The following is an 18,075-nucleotide window of genomic DNA, read 5'->3' as shown; positions in this document are numbered from 1 at the left end:
AAATCGAAAATCCCTACCGAGGAACGGACAAATTCTTCGGAACTTCGAAATCTTTCTTCCGAAGTTTCATTTCATTCTTCCGAACTTTTATATCCAGCCTCCGTGGGGAATGTTCGTTTTCCAGCGATTTATTTGCAGATTCCTCCGTGAGAATTGATATTCATGACCATAAAGTGCCAGTTTTGGTCGCCCCCGATCCTTACTTTGAGAAAGATTTTTCGCTTTTGTAAGGTTGAAGCGTTGTAATTATTGGAGCAAATTATTACCTTTGCGACTGTAAGAGCGTACACCCACGCAGATGCTCACTACTAGTACGCTCTACAGACCAAGCTAAAACATAGACTACAATATAGATGGACTCCAAGATTAAGGAACTCACCGATAAGATCTACCATGAAGGGGTAGAAAAGGGAAATCAAGAGGCTGCTCAGATCTTAGCTAAGGCTAAGCAGCAGAGCGACGATATGATCGCTACCGCACAAGCCGAGGCACAGCGCATCGTGAGTGATGCCCAGCGTCAAGCAGCGGATCTAACCAAAAACACCCAGTCTGAGCTCAAGCTATACGCGGAGCAGGTGGTTAGCTCTACGCAGAGTACCATCGCAGACAGTCTGACGGATCGCATCGTACGCGACAATGTCCAGGCGATGACGACTGATGCAGACTTCATGCAGAAGTTGATGCTTGCCATCGTACAGCAATGGACGGTCGGTGAGCCAATGGTCATCGAGACGGCCAACGCTGAGGCGCTGGAGAAGTATATGCTCGGCAACGCTAAGGCGCTACTAGACAGCGGTCAGGTGACGATTCGTACTGGGGCGGCTCAGGGTGCAGGCTTTTCCGTAGCACCTGCTGATGGCTCGTACAAGGTCAACTTCGGCGAGGAGGAGTTTGTCAACTTCTTCAAGAGCTTCCTACGTCCTCGTCTTGTGGAGGAGCTTTTCTAAGGTAAGCTTATATATAAGGTATAGGTAAGGGGTGCCTAGAGACTCTCTACACACCACTTAACTATGCTCTAGCGAAGACATTATGGCAAAGTACTACGCTACCATCGCAGGTCTGCCAAACATTGGTGTAGACGACCGCAAGCTACCGATACAGACGGATGCGCTGCAGGCGGAGCTACGACAGGAGCTCACCAAGCGTGACAGACGTCTCCTAGACCTACTCCTCATGGAGCAGGAGCTACCGCAGATCTTGGAGACGATCAATGCATGGCTCTCGGACGACTCTATCCACTGGGAGGATGACCCCTCAGAGATTGAGCTGGAGCCTAAAGAGCCCCTAGAGACAATCGACGCCAAGGAGCTGGCTGACTATATCATAGCTGTACAGCAGCGCACGAAGCGTCCCCGCACGAAGCAGCTACCAGACTTCATCAAGGAGTACATTGAGATGCGTCTCCCCGACCCCGAGCTGGAGGAGGAGCTTGCCGAGGAGCGAGCTGAGATGCGCGAGGAGCTACAGCAGGCGGAGGAGCCCTACACGATCTGGCAGCTACGCCTAGAGCAGGATAAGCTCATAGCGATGTACTACGACTATCTGATGGGTCAGAAGAATAGTTTCGTAGCTGAGTGGGCGGAGTTTAACCTTAACATCAAGAACATCTTAGCCGCCTACACGAGTCGGCAGCTAGGCTTTGACCCTAAGGAGTATATCATCGGAGGGGGCACGTTGCAGCATCATCTGCGCACTTCGCAGGCTGCGGACTTTAGCATTACGGAGGAGCTCTTTCCTCAGATACAGCAGTTGGTCAATATCAGTCGCGAGGAGGACATCGCTCGTCGCGAGCAGCTGATAGATCGGCTTCGCTGGGATTGGCTGGAGGAGCATACCTTCTCCAAGCCCTTTGACATAGAGTATCTCCTAGCCTACTACCTAGAGCTAGAGATCCTAGAGCGCTGGGTATCACTCAACGAAGAGACGGGCGAGCAAGTCTTCCGTCAGATAGTCTCTCAGCTCAAGCATGAGAGCACCACCTCGCTAGAGGAGTTCAAACGCAAACAAAAGAAATAATAGATACAATGACAAACGGTGTGGTAAAAGGAATCGTCTCTAACCTCGTCACGGTAGAGGTCGATGGTCCCGTATCGCAAAATGAAATATGCTACATCACCGTACGCGGGGTGGAGCTAATGAGCGAGGTGATCAAGGTGATCGGTGCAAACGTATATGTACAGGTCTTCGAGAGCACTCGTGGTATGAAGGTGGGCGACAAGGTCTCTTTCACTGGGCACATGCTCGAGGTGACTCTGGGACCAGGTATGCTCTCCAAGAACTATGATGGTCTGCAGCACGACCTAGACAAGATGGATGGTGTCTTCCTCAAGAGAGGTGACTACACCCATCCACTAGACACGACTAAGAAGTGGGACTTTACGCCTATTGCTAAGGCGGGCGACACGGTACAGGCTGGCTCGTGGCTGGGGCAGGTGGACGAAAATCACCAGCCACACCGTATCATGGTACCCTTCGTCATGAAGGGGAGCTACACGGTCGAGAGTGTCAAGTCGGCGGGTCAGTACACTGTTGAGGAGACGATCGCTGTCATCGTCGACGCTGAGGGCAAGAAGCATGATATCACGATGATCCAGCGTTGGCCAGTCAAGGTACCTATCCAGGTCTACAGCGAGAAGCCTCGTCCCTTCAAGCTTCTAGAGACGGGTGTACGAACCATTGACACGCTAAACCCAATTGTAGAGGGTGGCACGGGCTTTATCCCGGGACCTTTTGGTACGGGCAAGACGGTCCTCCAGCACGCTATCTCTAAGCAGGCGGAGGCTGACATCGTCATCATGGCTGCCTGCGGTGAGCGTGCTAACGAGGTGGTGGAGATCTTTGCCGAGTTCCCTGAGCTCGAAGACCCACACACGGGACGCAAGCTGATGGAGCGTACGATCATCATCGCTAATACGAGTAACATGCCAGTGGCTGCTCGTGAGGCTTCGGTCTACACGGCTATGACTATCGCTGAGTACTACCGCTCAATGGGTCTCCGAGTACTACTCATGGCGGACTCGACCTCTCGCTGGGCACAGGCTCTGCGTGAGATGTCGAACCGTCTAGAGGAGCTCCCTGGACCAGACGCATTCCCGATGGACTTGTCGGCTATCGTGGCAAACTTCTACGCTCGTGCGGGCTTCGTCTATCTCAACAATGGCGAGACGGGCTCTGTGACTTTCATCGGTACGGTCTCTCCAGCGGGTGGTAACCTCAAGGAACCTGTCACGGAGAATACGAAGAAGGTGGCTCGATGCTTCTACGCTCTAGAGCAGGAGCGCGCTGATAGTAAGCGTTACCCAGCTGTCAACCCAATCGACAGTTACTCTAAATATATAGAGTACCCCGAGCTTAAAGAGTACATCACAGCAGACCTCGGCTCCGACTGGCTAGACAAGGTAAACGAGATTAAGACTCGCATGCAGCGTGGCAAGGAGATCGCAGAGCAGATCAACATCCTCGGTGATGATGGCGTCCCCGTAGAGTACCACGTTATCTTCTGGAAGTCTGAGTTGATAGACTTTGTGATCCTACAGCAGGATGCCTTTGACGATATCGACTGCAACACGCCTCTGGAGCGCCAGAAGTATATGCTCGACAGAGTAATCAAGATCTGTCACACGGACTTGAACTTTGAGGACTTCAACGAGGTGAGCACTTTCTTCAAGACGCTCATCAACCACCTCAAGCAGATGAACTACTCGGAGTTTCAGAGTGAAGACTTCAAAAAGTATCAGCAGCAGTACGAGCAGCTGATCGAGCAGCAGTCTACGCACGCCTCCTCTAATATCTAACCTCTAGCATCTAACGTCTCACAATGGCTACACAAGCTTTTCAAAAGATATATACACGCATCACCAACATTACCAAAGCTACCTGTATGCTACACGCTACGGGTGTGGGTAATGACGAGCTAGCTACAATCGATGGCAAGCTCGCTCAGGTGGTTAGAATCAATGAAGACGAGGTAACTCTACAGGTCTTCGCAGGCACTGAGGGCATCCCGACCAATGCTGAGGTTATCTTCCTCGGCAAGGCACCAGCTCTCAAGGTGAGCGACCAATTGGCTGGGCGCTTCTTCAACGCTTACGGAGAGCCTATCGATGGCGGTCCACAGCTAGAGGGCGAAGATGTAGAGATCGGCGGACCTTCGGTCAATCCTGTACGTCGTGACCAGCCCTCAGAGTTGATCGCCACAGGTATCGCTGGTATCGACCTCAATAACACGCTCGTGACGGGACAGAAGATCCCATTCTTTGCTGACCCTGACCAACCCTTTAACGAGGTGATGGCACTCGTAGCTCTCCGTGCCGAGAGCGACAAGATCATCCTTGGCGGTATGGGTCTGACGAACGATGACTACCTTTACTACAAGAAGACCTTTAGCAATGCGGGCGCACTGGATCGTATCGTGAGCTTTATCAATACGACCGAAGACCCCTCCGTGGAGCGTCTGCTGATCCCCGATATGGCGCTGTCGGCAGCTGAGTACTTTGCCGTGCAGAAGCATGAGAAGGTGCTGGTCCTCCTAACTGATATGACCAACTACGCCGATGCGCTCTCCATCGTCTCAAACCGTATGGACCAAATCCCCTCTAAGGACTCCATGCCAGGCTCACTTTACTCCGACTTGGCTAAGATCTATGAGAAGGCCGTACAGTTCCCCGACGGAGGTTCTATCACGATCATCGCTGTGACGACCCTCTCAGGAGGCGACATCACGCACGCTGTGCCAGATAACACGGGTTACATCACCGAGGGGCAGCTCTATCTGCGTCGTGACTCCTCCATCGGTAAGGTTATCGTAGACCCCTTCCGCTCGCTCTCTCGTCTGAAGCAACTAGTCATCGGTAAGAAGACTCGCGAAGACCACCCGCAGGTGATGAATGCTGGCGTACGTCTCTATGCCGATGCGGCCAATGCTCAGACTAAGCTGGAGAACGGCTTTGACCTGACAGACTACGACCAGCGTACGCTAGACTTCGCTAAGGACTATGCCAACGACCTCCTAGCTATCGACGTCAACCTCAATACGACCGAGATGCTCGATCATGCGTGGAGCCTCTTTGCCAAGTACTTCACGCCCGCCGAGGTAAGCATCCGTCAGAGTCTCGTGGACAAGTATTGGCCTACAGATAGTAAGGTCGACAAAGCTTAGAAAGAGAGATGGCGATCAAGTTTCAGTACAACAAGACCTCGCTACAGCAGCAACAAAAGCAACTTAAGATGCGAGAGCGCACCCTGCCCACGATCAAGAGCAAGGAGAGTGCCCTCCGTCTAGAGGTCAAGAAGGCTCGCCGTGAGATAGATGCTCTCAATGAGCAGCTAGAGCAGGGCATACAGGGCTACCAGGATATGGTGGCGCTGTGGGACGAGTTTGACCCTACGCTGGTCAGCGTCACCGACGTGCAGCTCTCGACGAAGAAGATAGCTGGTGTCGTCGTCCCTGTGCTAGACAATATCGACTACGAGGTGAAGCCTTTCAGTCTCTTTAGCCGTCCCTCGTGGTTTGCTCAGGGGGTCGAGCTACTCAAGGCGCTAGCCACACTGGGCATTGAGGCTGAGTTTCTCAATCTCAAGCTAGAGTATCTCGAGTATGCTCGTCGTAAGACTACGCAAAAGGTCAATCTCTTTGAGAAGGTTCAGATACCTGGCTACAAAGACGCTATCCTCAAGATCAAGCGTTATCTAGAAGATGAGGAGAGTCTCTCCAAGGCTTCGCAAAAGATCATGCGCACCAATCTAGAGATTCGTGCTGCCAAACAAAAAGAGCGACTAGCACAATGATAGAGAAAATAGATAAGTACCTCTTCCTAGTCTATCACCAAGACTACGACAGCTTCCTCCTCAAGCTACGCGACCTAGGGGTAGTGCATATTAAGGAGAATAAGTCGACCAGTGAGAGCGAACAGATCAAGGAGATCGTTGTGGCGCGCCGTCATCTAGCAGGTCTCATCCGCACCCTCTCTCGCAAGCGCTCCGAGGAGCAGCCCGTCGGCACTCCCCGTAAGCCAGCTAGCACCGAGGAGGGCGAAGCTCTGCTACAGCAGATCGAGACGCTCCTAGAGGATCGTCGCCAGATAGCCTCTCAGATCGAGAGCCAGCAGCGGGAAAACGACTACTGGGAGCCGTGGGGCGAGTATGACGTCCAGCAGCTAGAGCAGCTCCAGCAAGCGGGTTACCCAGTCCGCTTCTACATCATTCCTACGGCTCAGTACCAAGAGCACTGGGAGGAGGAACACAACGCCATCATCATCGACACCCGACGCTCGCATCACTACTTCATCACCGTCGGCGACAAGAGCACTGAGCGCATCGAGGCGGAGCAGATCAAAGCTCCGACCCACACCGCCAGCGAATTGGCCGATAGGCTCGCCTCTTTCGAGCAACGTGCCGAGCAGATTGACACCGAGATACAGGAGTTTATCGATCAGCACTTGGAAGACTTGCAGGGCTACGACCTCCTCCTCCAGGACAAGTATCAGATGAGCAATGCCTTCCTACAGGCTACTGGCGAGGCGGATGACAAAGTCATGCTCCTCGAGGGGTGGATACCGAGCAAGATCGTTCCCGAGGTGCGACAAGAGCTAGATCAGCTCCCCTGCTACTATGCTGAGCAGGAGATACTCGATGAGGACAAGATCCCCATCAAGCTCCAGAACAATCGCTTCAGCCGACTCTTCGAGCCGATTACGCAGATGTACTCTCTGCCGAACTACTCGGAGCTCGACTCGACGCCACTCTTCGCCCCCTTCTTCATGCTCTTCTTCAGCTTATGCTTTGGAGATGCAGGCTATGGACTCGTCATCTTCCTATTGGCGAGCCTCTTCAAGCGCAAGGTCAAGGGGCAATCGACGAAAGACATTTGCTCTCTAGCGCAGTGGCTCGGAGGCACCACCGTCGTGGTCGGTTCGCTACTCGGTACCGTCTTCGGTATGGTCATGCCATGGGCAAATGATGGTTCCCTGCTGGGCAGTGTCCGCAATGACTACTTCCTCAATCAGGACAACCTCATGCTCCTCTCGGTCGTGCTAGGTATCATTCAGATCCTATTTGCGAAGACCGTGGCAGCCGTCAAGATACAGAAGCAGCGAGGCATCAAGTATGCACTCTCTGCCTATGCGTGGGTCATCGTCATCTTTGCCCTCATCATGGCAGTGGCGCTACCGATGGCTACGACAGCACTACCCAGTTACGTCACTTACATATTCTATGGACTAGCGATAGCTGCTGGACTTGTTGTGGTCTTCTACAATAGCCCAGGCAAAAACATCTTCCTCAACGTCGGCTCCTCACTTTGGGCAAGCTACAACACCGCCTCGGGACTACTCGGAGACACCCTCTCCTACATTCGTCTCTTCGCTATCGGACTGACGAGTGGCGTGCTGGGTGGCGTCTTCAACAACCTAGCGGTCTCCATGTCTGAGGGTCTACCCGTCGGGGTCAACTGGCTCGTGATGGTCTTCATCCTACTCTTCGGACACGGGCTCAACTTCGGACTAGCTATCATCAGCTCGCTCGTACACCCGCTGCGTCTCACCTTTGTGGAGTACTACAAGAACAGCGAGTTCGAGGGTGGCGGTAAACCCTACACCCCCTTTAAGGTCAACTAAACAAGCAATAATCAAATCAAACAACAGATATACATAACATGAACGAACTAATTGCATACGGAGGCGTAGCCCTCATGGTCATCCTCACAGGTATCGGCTCCTCAATCGGTGTCACCATCGCAGGTAATGCGACCATCGGATCTATGAAGAAGAATCCCGACGCCCTCGGTCAGTACATCGGACTCTCCGCTCTACCCTCTTCGCAGGGTCTGTACGGCTTCGTCGGCTTCTTTATGGCCAACGGTCTTATCAAGGATCTCCTCACCGCTGGCGTACTCGGTGCTGGTGCTGCGTGGGCTATCTTCGCTGCTGGACTCAGCCTCGGTCTCGTCGGCCTCTACTCAGCCATCCGTCAGGCACAGGTCTGCGCCAATGGTATCAAGGGTATCGGTGCTGGCAACAACCTCTTTGGTGCGACCATGGTCATGGCCGTCTTCCCTGAGCTGTACGCCATCCTAGCGCTACTTGTATCGATCCTAACCTTCGGTGTCGTCAGAGGTCTATTCCTCGCCGCATAGAGACACCCCGTCAGAGTCCCCGTTGCTTTAGCAACATACTTTACACATAGGGGCTACTAGCTAGCCCTAACAAACTATAGGACAAGTCCTCGGCAGAGATCACGCTGTCGGGGACTTGTTGTATTTAGACCTGCACGACAAAATAGGGTTCGTCTCCACCTTTCTTTCAGGGCTGACGCATTATATATAGTTATTGCTGTCCAGTGAAAGCTTTTTGAGGGGGCATCGGGTAGATCGTTCTGCAGAAATGAGCTAACTATCAGTACCACTTGGGTGAAACTAAAGTTTCCTAGGCATGAAACTGAAGTTTCCTAGGCATGAAACTAGAGTTTCCTAGGTATGAAACTAGAGTTTCCTACGAAGAAAACTGTAGATTGGTCGAAGTCGAGTAGTCGGACAGTAATACTATATAATGAATTCATCCAAGTCTCGCTTGTCGCTAATGTGTAGCTCAGCTCCTAACGGAGCAATTATAATGCGTCAGCCCTGACCTTTCTTTGACTTTTTGAGCAAATTCAGATTTTCTCCTGAGGAAATGTGGATTCTCCACGGAGCAAACGACAAATTCTTCCGAACTTCAAAATCCTTCTTCCGAACTTTCATTTCATTCTTCCGAACTTTTATTTCGGGCCTCCGTGAAAAAACTTCGTTTCCTCGGTAGCTATTTGGAAATAGCTCCGTGAAAGTCGGATTTCATAGTCACACGACACCAGCTTCAGTGGCACCCACTCCACCAGCTTCGGTCGGGATTACCGATCATCGACATTGGGAGGTGGTGGTATTTGCGCAAAAACTACTACCTTTGCCACGTAGAAAACAACGAATCAACAAGTTCAAACAAGATACAGATATGAAAAAGGCATTGATTCTCCTATCCTCAGTCCTAGTTCTGCTCTCAGTGAGCGCATGTGGCCCTAAGCAAAGTGCTTATCGTCAGGTGTATGAGAAGGCTAAGCAGCGTGAAGTGGCAGCACAGCAAAAAGAGCCTGTGATGACTCCTCCGGCAAATGTTGTCGTCGCTCGTGAGCCTGCCGCTGACATCCAGCTACGTCGTGAGCGCCTAGAGGCGGTCAAGGGTGAGGACGCAAACATGCTCAAGACTTACAACGTGGTCGTCGGTTCATTCCAAAACCACACCAACGCTTACTCTCTCAAGGAGCGCCTACAAGCTCAGGGCTATAACCCCGTACTAGGTCAAAACGAGGCTGGTATGCTCCGTGTCATCATCACCAGCTTTGACAACCGCCGTGAGGCTGAGGCTTCTAGAGAGCAGGTCAAGGGGCGCTTCGCTCCTGACTTCCAGGATGCTTGGATTCTAGAGAAGATCCGATAGTCGGGTCTCCCTACATAGCCACATACAATAAAATAGGAGTCTTAGAGTTTACATAGATAGACTCTAAGGCTCCTTCTTCGGACACTATAAACTATGGAGATCATACAGCAACAACCGCTTCGGGAGTACCACACATTTGCCACAGAGGCAACCGCCGACTGGTGGATCAACTACAGCAGTGCTGAGGATCTTCAGACACTGGCTCGTGATGAGTACTTTGTCTCGCAGCCCTACCTACCGATAGGCGCTGGGAGCAACTTGCTCTTTACGCACGATAAGTATCGTGGCGTCATCCTCTACTCGCAGATCAACGACCTCCACTACTACGACGAGACCGAGAGTGCGCTGACCCGCCCAGGACAGCAACATGTACGGGCGGGTAGTGGCATCGTGTGGGACCACTTTGTAGAGCTAATGCTCAGCCGTGGGCTCTATGGGGTGGAGAACCTATCACTCATCCCAGGCACCGTGGGTGCTGCTGCCATACAGAATATAGGAGCCTACGGGAGTGAGGTCTCTCAGTACATCGTAGCGGTCGATGTAGTCGACCTAGCGACAGGGATGACGCTCCGCATACCGAGCGCTCTATGCGACTACAGATATAGGTACAGCATCTTCAAAGATCCGCAGTACCACTCCTACATCGTCACACACGTACACTTCATACTAAGTACCGAGCCGACCTGCAATCTGAGTTACGCCTCCTTGGCAAAAGCATTCGAGGGGCGCGACACCATGCCTACGCCCGAAGAAATTCGCCAAGAGGTGATACGCATTCGCCGTGCTAAGCTACCAGACCCTGAGGAGATACCAAATGGCGGGAGCTTCTTCATGAACCCTATCGTGCCACTAGCGCAGTATGAGAAGCTGGCGAAGCAATACGACACGCCCGTGCCTCACTACCCTACTCACCACGAAGGGGAAGTCAAGCTCTCGGCAGCCTGGCTCATAGACCAAACGGGACTCAAAGGCTACCGCACTGGTGCCGTAGGAGTCTACGAGAAGCAACCGCTCGTCCTCGTCAACTACGGTGGAGCGACTGGTCAAGAGGTGGTCGCATTAGCAGAGCACGTACAGCAGGAGGTGAGCCGTAAGTTTGGCATCACATTACATCCCGAGGTACGCTATATAGACTGACTCCTATGCCCTCACGACATCGTCATCCCTCGCCACAGATCGTCGAGCTACTAGGCTCAGGTACCAGCACAGGCGTACCTGAGGTGGGTTGCTACTGTCGTACTTGTCTAAGCCTAGACCCACGCGACCAGCGCACCCGCACATCGGCTCTGATGGTCTCACCTTCGGGTCGGCGAATACTGATCGACTGTAGCGCAGACTTCAGACAGCAAGCGCTCCTAGCGGGCATTGATCATCTAGATGCGATCATCCTAACGCACCAGCACTACGACCATATCGGAGGACTAGACGATCTGCGCACGATCTCGTGGCGCACGGAGCTACCCATCTACGCAGAGCCTAACGTGCTAGAGTCGATCAAGGCTCGACTACACTACTACTTCGGACCGCATCGCTATCCTGGTACGCCACACTTGACGCTACACCCCATCTCGTCGCTAGAGCCTTTTACACTGTACGACCTGACGATCGAGCCAATACGGGTTATGCACGGCAAGCAACCGATACTAGGCTATCGCATCGGGAGCTTTGGCTTCCTAACCGACCTGAAGAGTATAGCTCCAGAGGAGATTGAGAAGCTCCGAGGTGTAGAGCTACTCTTTGTCAATGGACTGCGCTACACCAAGCCTCACCCGACACATCAAACGATCGAGGAGGCTCTTGAGCTAACTGCCAAAGTTCAGCCGCAACGGAGCTACATCATTCACCTTTCGCACCATGCGCCACCTACGGCGGAGCTTCAGGTGCGACTGCCCGAGGGTGTGTACGTTGGCTACGACGGGTTAACTCTGCGCTATACGGAGGGGACGGGTTATATCCCACAGCCCACGCAGGACAAGCTAGTGCGAAGTGCTGCCGAGCCTTTTACCTATCGAGATTGTGGTAGGATCGATTACCGAGAGGCACTGGAGATGCAGCAGAAGCTTTGGCAGGAGCGTATTGATGCCAAGGTAGCGCATCGTACGGTACCAAAGGACGTGCTACTCTTTTGCGAGCATGAGCCCGTGCTGACCATTGGCAAGCATGGCAAGCAGACGAATCTGCTTGTCTCGGAGACTTTGCTCAACTCTAAAGGCATTCAGCTTGTCCAGATAGAGCGTGGTGGCGACATCACTTACCATGGACCTGGGCAGATCACAGGTTATCCAATCTTTGACCTAGAGCATTACGGCATAGGTGTCAAGGAGTACATCCACACGATGGAGCAGTGTATCATTGATCTGCTCTACCTCTACGGCATTCGTTCGGAGCGTCTCGAGGGCGCTACGGGCGTATGGATTGATGCGCACACCCCACAAGCTCGTAAGATCTGCGCTATCGGCGTGCACACCTCTCGCTATGTGACGATGCACGGCTTCGCGCTCAATGTCAATACCGACCTAAGCTACTTCCAGCTCATCAATCCGTGTGGCTTTACAGACAAAGGGGTCACCTCGATGGAGCAAGAGATAGGACGAGGGGAGGTTTACTTTCCGCTGGTCAAGCATCAGCTGGAGGGGCTCTTTCGCAAGCACTTCACGCACCTTATGTACCACCTACCTAACGACGACTCCTTATGAAATGGCTTCGCCCCAACGATAGTTCGGCAAACTACCAAGATAGACGCGGACGCATCTCAGGCAGAGGGCTAGCCCTCGGAGGTGGCATCGGCGGTATCGTCATCGTCCTCGCCAGTCTCTTCTTCGGCGTAGACCTCACGGGACTGATGCAGGTGGCAGACAATGTATTACCTGGCTCACAAACGGAGCAGGTAGACCCCTCTCGTGTCAACGAAAACGAAGAGTTCAAAGTCTTCACGCTACGCGTCTTCAACAGTTGCAACGATGTGTGGACAGACCTCTTCAATTCCGAATTACAACGCTCCTATGCAGCACCGACACTGGTGACTTTCACCGATCAGGTGCAGAGCCGTTGCGGAGGAGCCACCAGCGAGGTAGGACCTTTCTACTGTCCAGCCGACCAGACGGTCTACATTGACTTAGACTTCTTCAATCTACTCGCCTCTCGCTTCAAAGCTCCAGGAGACCTAGCCATGGCTTACGTCACCGCTCACGAAGTAGGGCATCACGTGCAGAACCTCCTCGGTATCTCTGACAAGCTACACCAGCAGCAAGGGCGTGTTTCGCAGGAAGCGTACAACCGCGCCAGTGTGCAACTGGAGCTACAAGCCGACTACCTTGCTGGCGTGTGGGCTTACCACGCACAGCGACTCGGCATCATACTCATTGAGCCTGGAGACCTCGAGGATGCACTCACAGCTGCCAACGCTATCGGCGACGATACCTTGCAAAAAGAAGCCCAGGGCTATGCCGTCCCAGACTCATTCACACACGGTACCTCAGCACAGCGCATGCAAGCCTTTCGCTCTGGCTTTGAGACAGGCAACTTGGATGGCGCAAGCCGTTACCGCTTTTGACAAATAACCAATTCTATAGCACTTTACAGATGAACCAAAAGATAAAAGTACTCGTCGTAGGCTACGGACACGTAGGCAAGCAAGTTGTGACCACCGTACGCACTGCTCCCGACATGGAGCTGGTCGGTGTAGTCCGTCGCTCCAAGAATGATCCTCAAAGCCAAGTATTGACCGCTCATGGCATCGCCGTTTACGGAGAGGATGAAGCCCTGCCCAAGGCAGATGTCGCCATCTTAGCTGTACCGACACGCTCCGTGCCTGACTACGCCAAGCGTTACCTAGCTCAGGGCATTAGCACCGTAGACAGCTTCGACATCCATACCCAGATAGCTACGCTACGCCACGACCTGATGGCGGTAGCTCAGGAGCACCAAGCGGTCTCTATCATCAGCGCTGGCTGGGATCCCGGAAGCGACTCGATCGTTCGTACCTTGATGCAGGCGATGGCTCCCGAGGGAATCACCTACACAGACTTCGGGCCAGGCATGAGCATGGGACACTCCGTGGCAGCACGTGCCATAGCTGGTGTACGTGATGCACTATCCATGACCCTGCCCATAGGCTATGGACAGCACCGCAGACAAGTCTATGTAGAGCTAGAGGCTGGCGCCAACGAAGAGCAAGTACGCCAAGCGATCCTCGCTGATGATTACTTCGCTCATGACGAGACAATCGTCACTTTCGTCCCTTCTGTCGCAGCTCTAGAGGACGTAGGCCATGGCGTGCATATGATGCGCAAAGGGGTCTCGGGCGAAACGCACAACCAGCGTCTCACCTTCGAGATGCAGATCAACAACCCCGCCCTGACCGCCCAAATGATGGTCGCCTCGGCTCGTGCTACGCAGCGTCTCACCCCAGGAGCCTATACACTCCCCGAGGTGCCAGTCATAGACCTACTCTCTGGCGACCGCTCCGACTGGATCGCTCATCTAGTCTAATCTCTAACTTCTAAGGTCTAACATCTAACCTCTACTCGCAATGTCCAGCACACTACCCCTACTAGCCATCACGTGGGACGTCAGCCCCGCCATCTTTACCGTCGGCACTTTTGAGTTGCGCTGGTACGCCATACTCTTTGCCGTGGGGCTTTTCGTCTTCGGTCCGTGGATCGTGCATCGCATTTGGCGGCGGGAGGGCTTGCCCGAGCCATGGTTTGACAAGCTCTTTTGGTACGTAGCCATCGGTACGATCGTCGGCGCTCGACTAGGGCACTGTCTCTTTTACGATCCCCTATACTACCTCGCCAATCCCGTTGAAATACTGAAGACCTGGGAGGGCGGACTAGCGAGCCACGGAGGTGTGATCGGTCTCATCATCGCTATGTGGATCTACGCACGCAAGGTATCGCACAAACCAATCCTCTGGGGTATGGATCGCCTCTGCGTACCCGTTGGTCTCGTGGCAGCCATGATACGTCTCGGCAATCTGATGAATAGCGAGATCTTCGGCTACCCTACTGATGTCGCCTGGGGCTTTCGCTTCGTACGCTCCGCCGAGTGGCAGACCTTAGCTGGTGGTATGCCTTGTCACCCGACAGCCATCTACGAGGCGCTCGCCTACTTGCTCGTCTTCACCATATGTATGTGGCTCTACTGGCGTCGCAATGCGGGCTACAAGTATCAGGGGCTCATCGTCGGGACGCTTCTCACGCTCACCTTCGTAGCACGTCTCCTCATCGAGACCGTCAAGTTCGTCCAGGAGCCGTGGGAGCACAAGCTTGTTGAGTCCATCGGACTCAATCAGGGTCAACTCCTCAGCATCCCCTTCATCCTCATCGGTGTCGGTATGATCATCTACGCCCTGCGCCACCCAGTGCCTCAGGCAGAGGTGGAGCGTCTACTCGCAGAGGAAACAAAGCATAAGGAGCAAGCCTCTCATTCCAACAAGCACTAAATCTATTCACTACTATAAAGCAACCATTCTATTATGGAGTATCGCAATCAAATCACCGATTCAATATACTATATCGGAGTCAATGACCGCACGAAGCAACTCTTCGAGGGCTCCTGGTCACTACCCTATGGCGTCAGCTATAACTCTTATCTGCTCGTAGGTGAGCAGGTTGTACTCATTGACGGTGTGGAGATTGGGACCGCAGAGCATCACTTGGACAAGATCAAGTCCATCATCGGTGATCGTCCCATCGACTACCTCATCGTGGACCATATGGAGCCTGACCACAGTGGCTCTATCGGTCTCCTACGCACCCTCTATCCTGAGATGAAGGTGGTGGGCAATGCCAAAACCTTCGGCATGCTCGACTCTTACTTCGCACCAATCCCTCAGGAGCAGCGCGTAGTCGTTTCGGAGAAAGAGCCCCTAGAGATAGGAGGCTTCACCTTCCACTTCGTCATGGCACCGATGGTACACTGGCCCGAGGTCATGTTTACCTATGAGAGCTCCAACAATGTCCTCTTCACGGCCGATGCCTTCGGCACCTTTGGCACACTCAACGGTGCCTTCATCGACCGAGATATGAACCTCGACCTCTACTATGAGGAGATGTACCGCTACTACGCTTGCATCGTAGGCAAGTTTGGCATGTTCGTCCAGAAGGCTCTAGCCAAGTACAGCTCACTAGGGTTGTCGCCACAGTACATCTGTCCGACCCATGGCCCCGTATGGACGGAGCACGGCTTCCCCAAGGCACTCGCCATCTACGATCAGCTCAGCAAGTACGACACAAGCTGTGGTGCAGTCATCCTCTACGGTAGCATGTATGGACACACCGAGCAGATGGCCGAGGCGGTCGCTCAGGGACTAGCGCAGAGCGGCATCAAGGAGATTGTCGTACACAACGTCAGCACGGCCGATCCCTCCCATATGCTCCGTGACATCTTTAAGTATCGCGCCCTCATCGTCGGCGCTCCGACCTATTGCAATAGCCTTTTCTCACCTATGCGTGACATCCTCAACAAGGTTGCCCTCCGCGAGGTCAAGCATCGCATCATCGGCTACTTCGGTAGCTGTACTTGGGCTGGACAGTCCATCAAGATCATGCCCGAGATCCTGGAGAAGCTAGCCTTCGAGCAGGTGACAGATCCCGTAGAGATCAAGGGAGCTGCCACCCCTGAGCAGCTAGCCCAGGGGCGTGACCTAGGAGCTGCTATTGCCCAGAGACTGTTAGAACTTTACCGTTAATTTCCTAAATACCAACAACCAACAAATAATCTATGAGACTTGTTATCGAGCAAGATTATGCTGCCATGTCTACATGGGCAGCAGAGCATGTGATCAAACGCATCAATGAGTTTGCACCCACAGCTGACCGTCCCTTTGTGATCGGTCTGCCCACAGGCTCTACCCCTATTGGTATGTATCAAGAGCTGGCAAAAGCCTGTCAGGCTGGTCGTGTCAGCTTCAAGAATGTAATTACAGTCAATATGGACGAGTATGTCGGTCTAGAGCCCTCACACCCCGAGAGCTATCACTACTTCATGAAGAGCAACTTCTTCGACCACATTGACATTGACCCCAAGAATACACACCTCCTCAATGGTTTGGCTGAGGACACCGCTGCCGAGTGCCAAGCTTACGAAGAGATGATCCAGTCACTCGGAGGTATCGACCTCTTCATCGGAGGTATCGGCTCTGATGGGCACATCGCCTTCAACGAGCCAGGCTCCTCACTAGCCTCTCGCACTCGTGAGGTACGTCTGATGCCCGAGACCATCCGTGACAACAGCCGTTTCTTTGACAACGACCTCTCAAAGGTTCCTACACGCGCCCTCACCGTAGGTGTCGGTACCGTGACAGATGCTCGTGAGGTGATGATTCTTATCAATGGTTCGAACAAGGCGCGTGCCCTCTGCAAGGCCGTCGAGGGTCATATCACCCAGATGTGTCCTATCTCCGCACTGCAGCTTCACTCCGACAGCATCATCGTCTGCGATGACGACGCTGCCGTAGAGCTACAGGTGAAGACCTTCCGCTTCTACAAGCAGGAGGAGAAGCTAGCCCGAGAGGGCCTAGCCTACTAAGAGGTAGCAGCTCACAAATAGATCGGCGGATGCCCTCGTAGCATACGCCACCATCAGAAAAGGTCGAGAAGTATTCGTTACTTCTTGGCCTTCTTTCTTTATCCCCTCTGTCCAATCAAACTTACCTCCCTTGGAACCGAAAAGTTCGTCCGCTGGAACTGATGAGTTCCCCCGTTGGAACTAAAAAGTTCCAAGGCAGGAACCGTTTTGGAACTTTTACAAAAGCCCCCGTTTTCCCCACCCGTGAGAGCTCTATCGAGAGGTGTGTACTGAGGAGCGCTCATGGCTGAGCATTGGGACGGCACAAACGCAAATACCGACGTTTAGGTATTGATTTACGTAGGCTCTCCTTCATACCTTTGCAGTGCAATCATACAATCTATTTTTCCAAGCAATCAAGTATATGAAAAAAACAATCCTACTCTCTCTAGCGGCTCTCATGACGCTGTTGCTATGCGCTTCGTGCAAAAGCGACAAGAACGAACCAAAGCCTGTACCCAATCCCTCTCAAGAGAAGGGAATGACCAAGAAGATCGTCGTAGACGCTTCCGACTATACGAAGTGGGTCTACATCAACTTTGACAAGGGCGAAGTGGTCAGCGTATCGACTCCCGAGACCGATCTCTCATGGGATCTAGGGCTACACCGCTACGACTTCAAGACCAATGGCGGTACCTCAGGCAAGGGCAAGGGCGCAGCCGCTCGCACCTCCCAAAAGGATCTAATGGCTGACATACCTACTCCTAAGGATAGCGAATGGGCTCTAGACCGTGAGGGAACACTCCTGATGAAATTTGACATGAGCAAGCACGAAATGAAGTACGAGAAGCAATCTGCCAACTTCCTGCTTACCTCAGAGCCCAAGGATGATGGGAAAGGATACCTAAATAAAGGTATCATCAGCAGGGCTGGTATGCCTCCCACGGTGACGGTTGATCCCTCTGTCTTTCTCGTTCGCTCAGCAACTGGTCAGATCGTCCGCGTCCGCGTCCTAGACTATCAGAATGCTACGAAGAAGACGGGATACATCACCCTAGAGTATATCATCAAGGCAGACAAGAAGTAGTCTTCCTCTCCC

17 protein-coding genes are annotated in these 18,075 nt (G+C 53.0%); all 17 read left to right on the top strand.

Going from position 1 to position 18,075, the window contains the following annotated elements; genetic code table 11:
* On the top strand, positions 1–230 hold a 230-nt coding region (locus tag PORUE0001_RS10980), incomplete at its 5' end, for a hypothetical protein (protein WP_232501442.1).
* Positions 231–353: 123 nt separating this feature from the next.
* Positions 354–947 carry a hypothetical protein gene (locus PORUE0001_RS08070; RefSeq protein WP_007365948.1) on the top strand — a complete coding sequence of 198 codons (594 nt, stop codon included), beginning with the start codon at positions 354–356 and terminating at the stop codon, positions 945–947.
* 82 nt (positions 948–1,029) lie between these two features.
* Positions 1,030–2,016 carry a DUF2764 family protein gene (locus tag PORUE0001_RS08065; RefSeq protein WP_007365935.1) on the top strand — a complete coding sequence of 329 codons (987 nt, stop codon included), beginning with the start codon at positions 1,030–1,032 and terminating at the stop codon, positions 2,014–2,016.
* An 8-nt stretch (positions 2,017–2,024) separates the two neighbouring features.
* Positions 2,025–3,794 (top strand): V-type ATP synthase subunit A, encoded by a 1,770-nt coding sequence (locus tag PORUE0001_RS08060; RefSeq protein ID WP_007365955.1) that lies wholly within the window; start codon positions 2,025–2,027, stop codon positions 3,792–3,794.
* Positions 3,795–3,817: 23 nt separating this feature from the next.
* Positions 3,818–5,158, top strand: coding sequence for a V-type ATP synthase subunit B (locus PORUE0001_RS08055; RefSeq protein ID WP_007365952.1), 1,341 nt, complete (start codon positions 3,818–3,820; stop codon positions 5,156–5,158).
* Between the two features lie 8 nt (positions 5,159–5,166).
* The gene (locus tag PORUE0001_RS08050; protein WP_007365953.1) at positions 5,167–5,787 is read left to right on the top strand and encodes a V-type ATP synthase subunit D; all 621 of its coding nucleotides are present in this window, start codon (positions 5,167–5,169) and stop codon (positions 5,785–5,787) included.
* Complete coding sequence (locus tag PORUE0001_RS08045) at positions 5,784–7,613, top strand: V-type ATP synthase subunit I (protein WP_007365956.1); 1,830 nt, start codon at positions 5,784–5,786, stop codon at positions 7,611–7,613. Before PORUE0001_RS08050 ends, PORUE0001_RS08045 begins: the two co-directional genes overlap by 4 nt.
* Positions 7,614–7,651: 38 nt before the next feature.
* Positions 7,652–8,131 (top strand): V-type ATPase subunit K, encoded by a 480-nt coding sequence (locus PORUE0001_RS08040; protein ID WP_007365942.1) that lies wholly within the window; start codon positions 7,652–7,654, stop codon positions 8,129–8,131.
* 850 nt (positions 8,132–8,981) lie between these two features.
* Positions 8,982–9,464, top strand: a complete 483-nt coding sequence (locus tag PORUE0001_RS08035; RefSeq protein WP_039865812.1) for an SPOR domain-containing protein — start codon at positions 8,982–8,984, stop codon at positions 9,462–9,464.
* Between the two features lie 93 nt (positions 9,465–9,557).
* The gene (gene murB, locus PORUE0001_RS08030) at positions 9,558–10,601 is read left to right on the top strand and encodes a UDP-N-acetylmuramate dehydrogenase (RefSeq protein ID WP_007365943.1); all 1,044 of its coding nucleotides are present in this window, start codon (positions 9,558–9,560) and stop codon (positions 10,599–10,601) included.
* 5 nt (positions 10,602–10,606) lie between these two features.
* Positions 10,607–12,160 (top strand): lipoyl(octanoyl) transferase LipB, encoded by a 1,554-nt coding sequence (gene lipB / locus PORUE0001_RS11160; protein WP_007365937.1) that lies wholly within the window; start codon positions 10,607–10,609, stop codon positions 12,158–12,160.
* A complete protein-coding gene (locus tag PORUE0001_RS08020) occupies positions 12,157–13,017 on the top strand; it encodes a neutral zinc metallopeptidase (RefSeq protein WP_007365932.1) in 861 nt (286 codons plus the stop codon). The genes lipB and PORUE0001_RS08020 overlap by 4 nt, the downstream gene beginning before the upstream one ends.
* A gap of 29 nt (positions 13,018–13,046) precedes the next feature.
* Positions 13,047–13,955 (top strand): diaminopimelate dehydrogenase, encoded by a 909-nt coding sequence (locus PORUE0001_RS08015; RefSeq protein WP_007365933.1) that lies wholly within the window; start codon positions 13,047–13,049, stop codon positions 13,953–13,955.
* Between the two features lie 40 nt (positions 13,956–13,995).
* Positions 13,996–14,910, top strand: coding sequence for a prolipoprotein diacylglyceryl transferase (gene lgt, locus PORUE0001_RS08010; RefSeq protein ID WP_007365950.1), 915 nt, complete (start codon positions 13,996–13,998; stop codon positions 14,908–14,910).
* A 33-nt stretch (positions 14,911–14,943) separates the two neighbouring features.
* Positions 14,944–16,158 (top strand): FprA family A-type flavoprotein, encoded by a 1,215-nt coding sequence (locus tag PORUE0001_RS08005; protein ID WP_007365944.1) that lies wholly within the window; start codon positions 14,944–14,946, stop codon positions 16,156–16,158.
* Positions 16,159–16,190: 32 nt separating this feature from the next.
* Entirely contained in the window at positions 16,191–16,997 is an 807-nt protein-coding gene (gene nagB, locus PORUE0001_RS08000) for a glucosamine-6-phosphate deaminase (RefSeq protein ID WP_007365941.1), read from the top strand.
* 403 nt (positions 16,998–17,400) lie between these two features.
* Positions 17,401–18,063, top strand: a complete 663-nt coding sequence (locus PORUE0001_RS07995; protein WP_007365951.1) for an HmuY family protein — start codon at positions 17,401–17,403, stop codon at positions 18,061–18,063.
* Positions 18,064–18,075 lie beyond the last annotated feature (12 nt).

This window comes from Porphyromonas uenonis 60-3 (assembly GCF_000174775.1).
In the GTDB taxonomy this organism is placed as follows: domain Bacteria; phylum Bacteroidota; class Bacteroidia; order Bacteroidales; family Porphyromonadaceae; genus Porphyromonas; species Porphyromonas uenonis_A.
Note: the sequence above shows the minus strand (reverse complement) of the source record. Positions and strands in the feature narration are given on the sequence as shown.

Coding starts and splice junctions, on each gene's coding strand:
- PORUE0001_RS08070 (WP_007365948.1), top strand. CDS start 354: ATGGACTCCAAGATTAAGGAACTCACCGATAAGATCTACCATGAAGGG.
- PORUE0001_RS08065 (WP_007365935.1), top strand. CDS start 1,030: ATGGCAAAGTACTACGCTACCATCGCAGGTCTGCCAAACATTGGTGTA.
- PORUE0001_RS08060 (WP_007365955.1), top strand. CDS start 2,025: ATGACAAACGGTGTGGTAAAAGGAATCGTCTCTAACCTCGTCACGGTA.
- PORUE0001_RS08055 (WP_007365952.1), top strand. CDS start 3,818: ATGGCTACACAAGCTTTTCAAAAGATATATACACGCATCACCAACATT.
- PORUE0001_RS08050 (WP_007365953.1), top strand. CDS start 5,167: ATGGCGATCAAGTTTCAGTACAACAAGACCTCGCTACAGCAGCAACAA.
- PORUE0001_RS08045 (WP_007365956.1), top strand. CDS start 5,784: ATGATAGAGAAAATAGATAAGTACCTCTTCCTAGTCTATCACCAAGAC.
- PORUE0001_RS08040 (WP_007365942.1), top strand. CDS start 7,652: ATGAACGAACTAATTGCATACGGAGGCGTAGCCCTCATGGTCATCCTC.
- PORUE0001_RS08035 (WP_039865812.1), top strand. CDS start 8,982: ATGAAAAAGGCATTGATTCTCCTATCCTCAGTCCTAGTTCTGCTCTCA.
- murB (WP_007365943.1), top strand. CDS start 9,558: ATGGAGATCATACAGCAACAACCGCTTCGGGAGTACCACACATTTGCC.
- lipB (WP_007365937.1), top strand. CDS start 10,607: ATGCCCTCACGACATCGTCATCCCTCGCCACAGATCGTCGAGCTACTA.
- PORUE0001_RS08020 (WP_007365932.1), top strand. CDS start 12,157: ATGAAATGGCTTCGCCCCAACGATAGTTCGGCAAACTACCAAGATAGA.
- PORUE0001_RS08015 (WP_007365933.1), top strand. CDS start 13,047: ATGAACCAAAAGATAAAAGTACTCGTCGTAGGCTACGGACACGTAGGC.
- lgt (WP_007365950.1), top strand. CDS start 13,996: ATGTCCAGCACACTACCCCTACTAGCCATCACGTGGGACGTCAGCCCC.
- PORUE0001_RS08005 (WP_007365944.1), top strand. CDS start 14,944: ATGGAGTATCGCAATCAAATCACCGATTCAATATACTATATCGGAGTC.
- nagB (WP_007365941.1), top strand. CDS start 16,191: ATGAGACTTGTTATCGAGCAAGATTATGCTGCCATGTCTACATGGGCA.
- PORUE0001_RS07995 (WP_007365951.1), top strand. CDS start 17,401: ATGAAAAAAACAATCCTACTCTCTCTAGCGGCTCTCATGACGCTGTTG.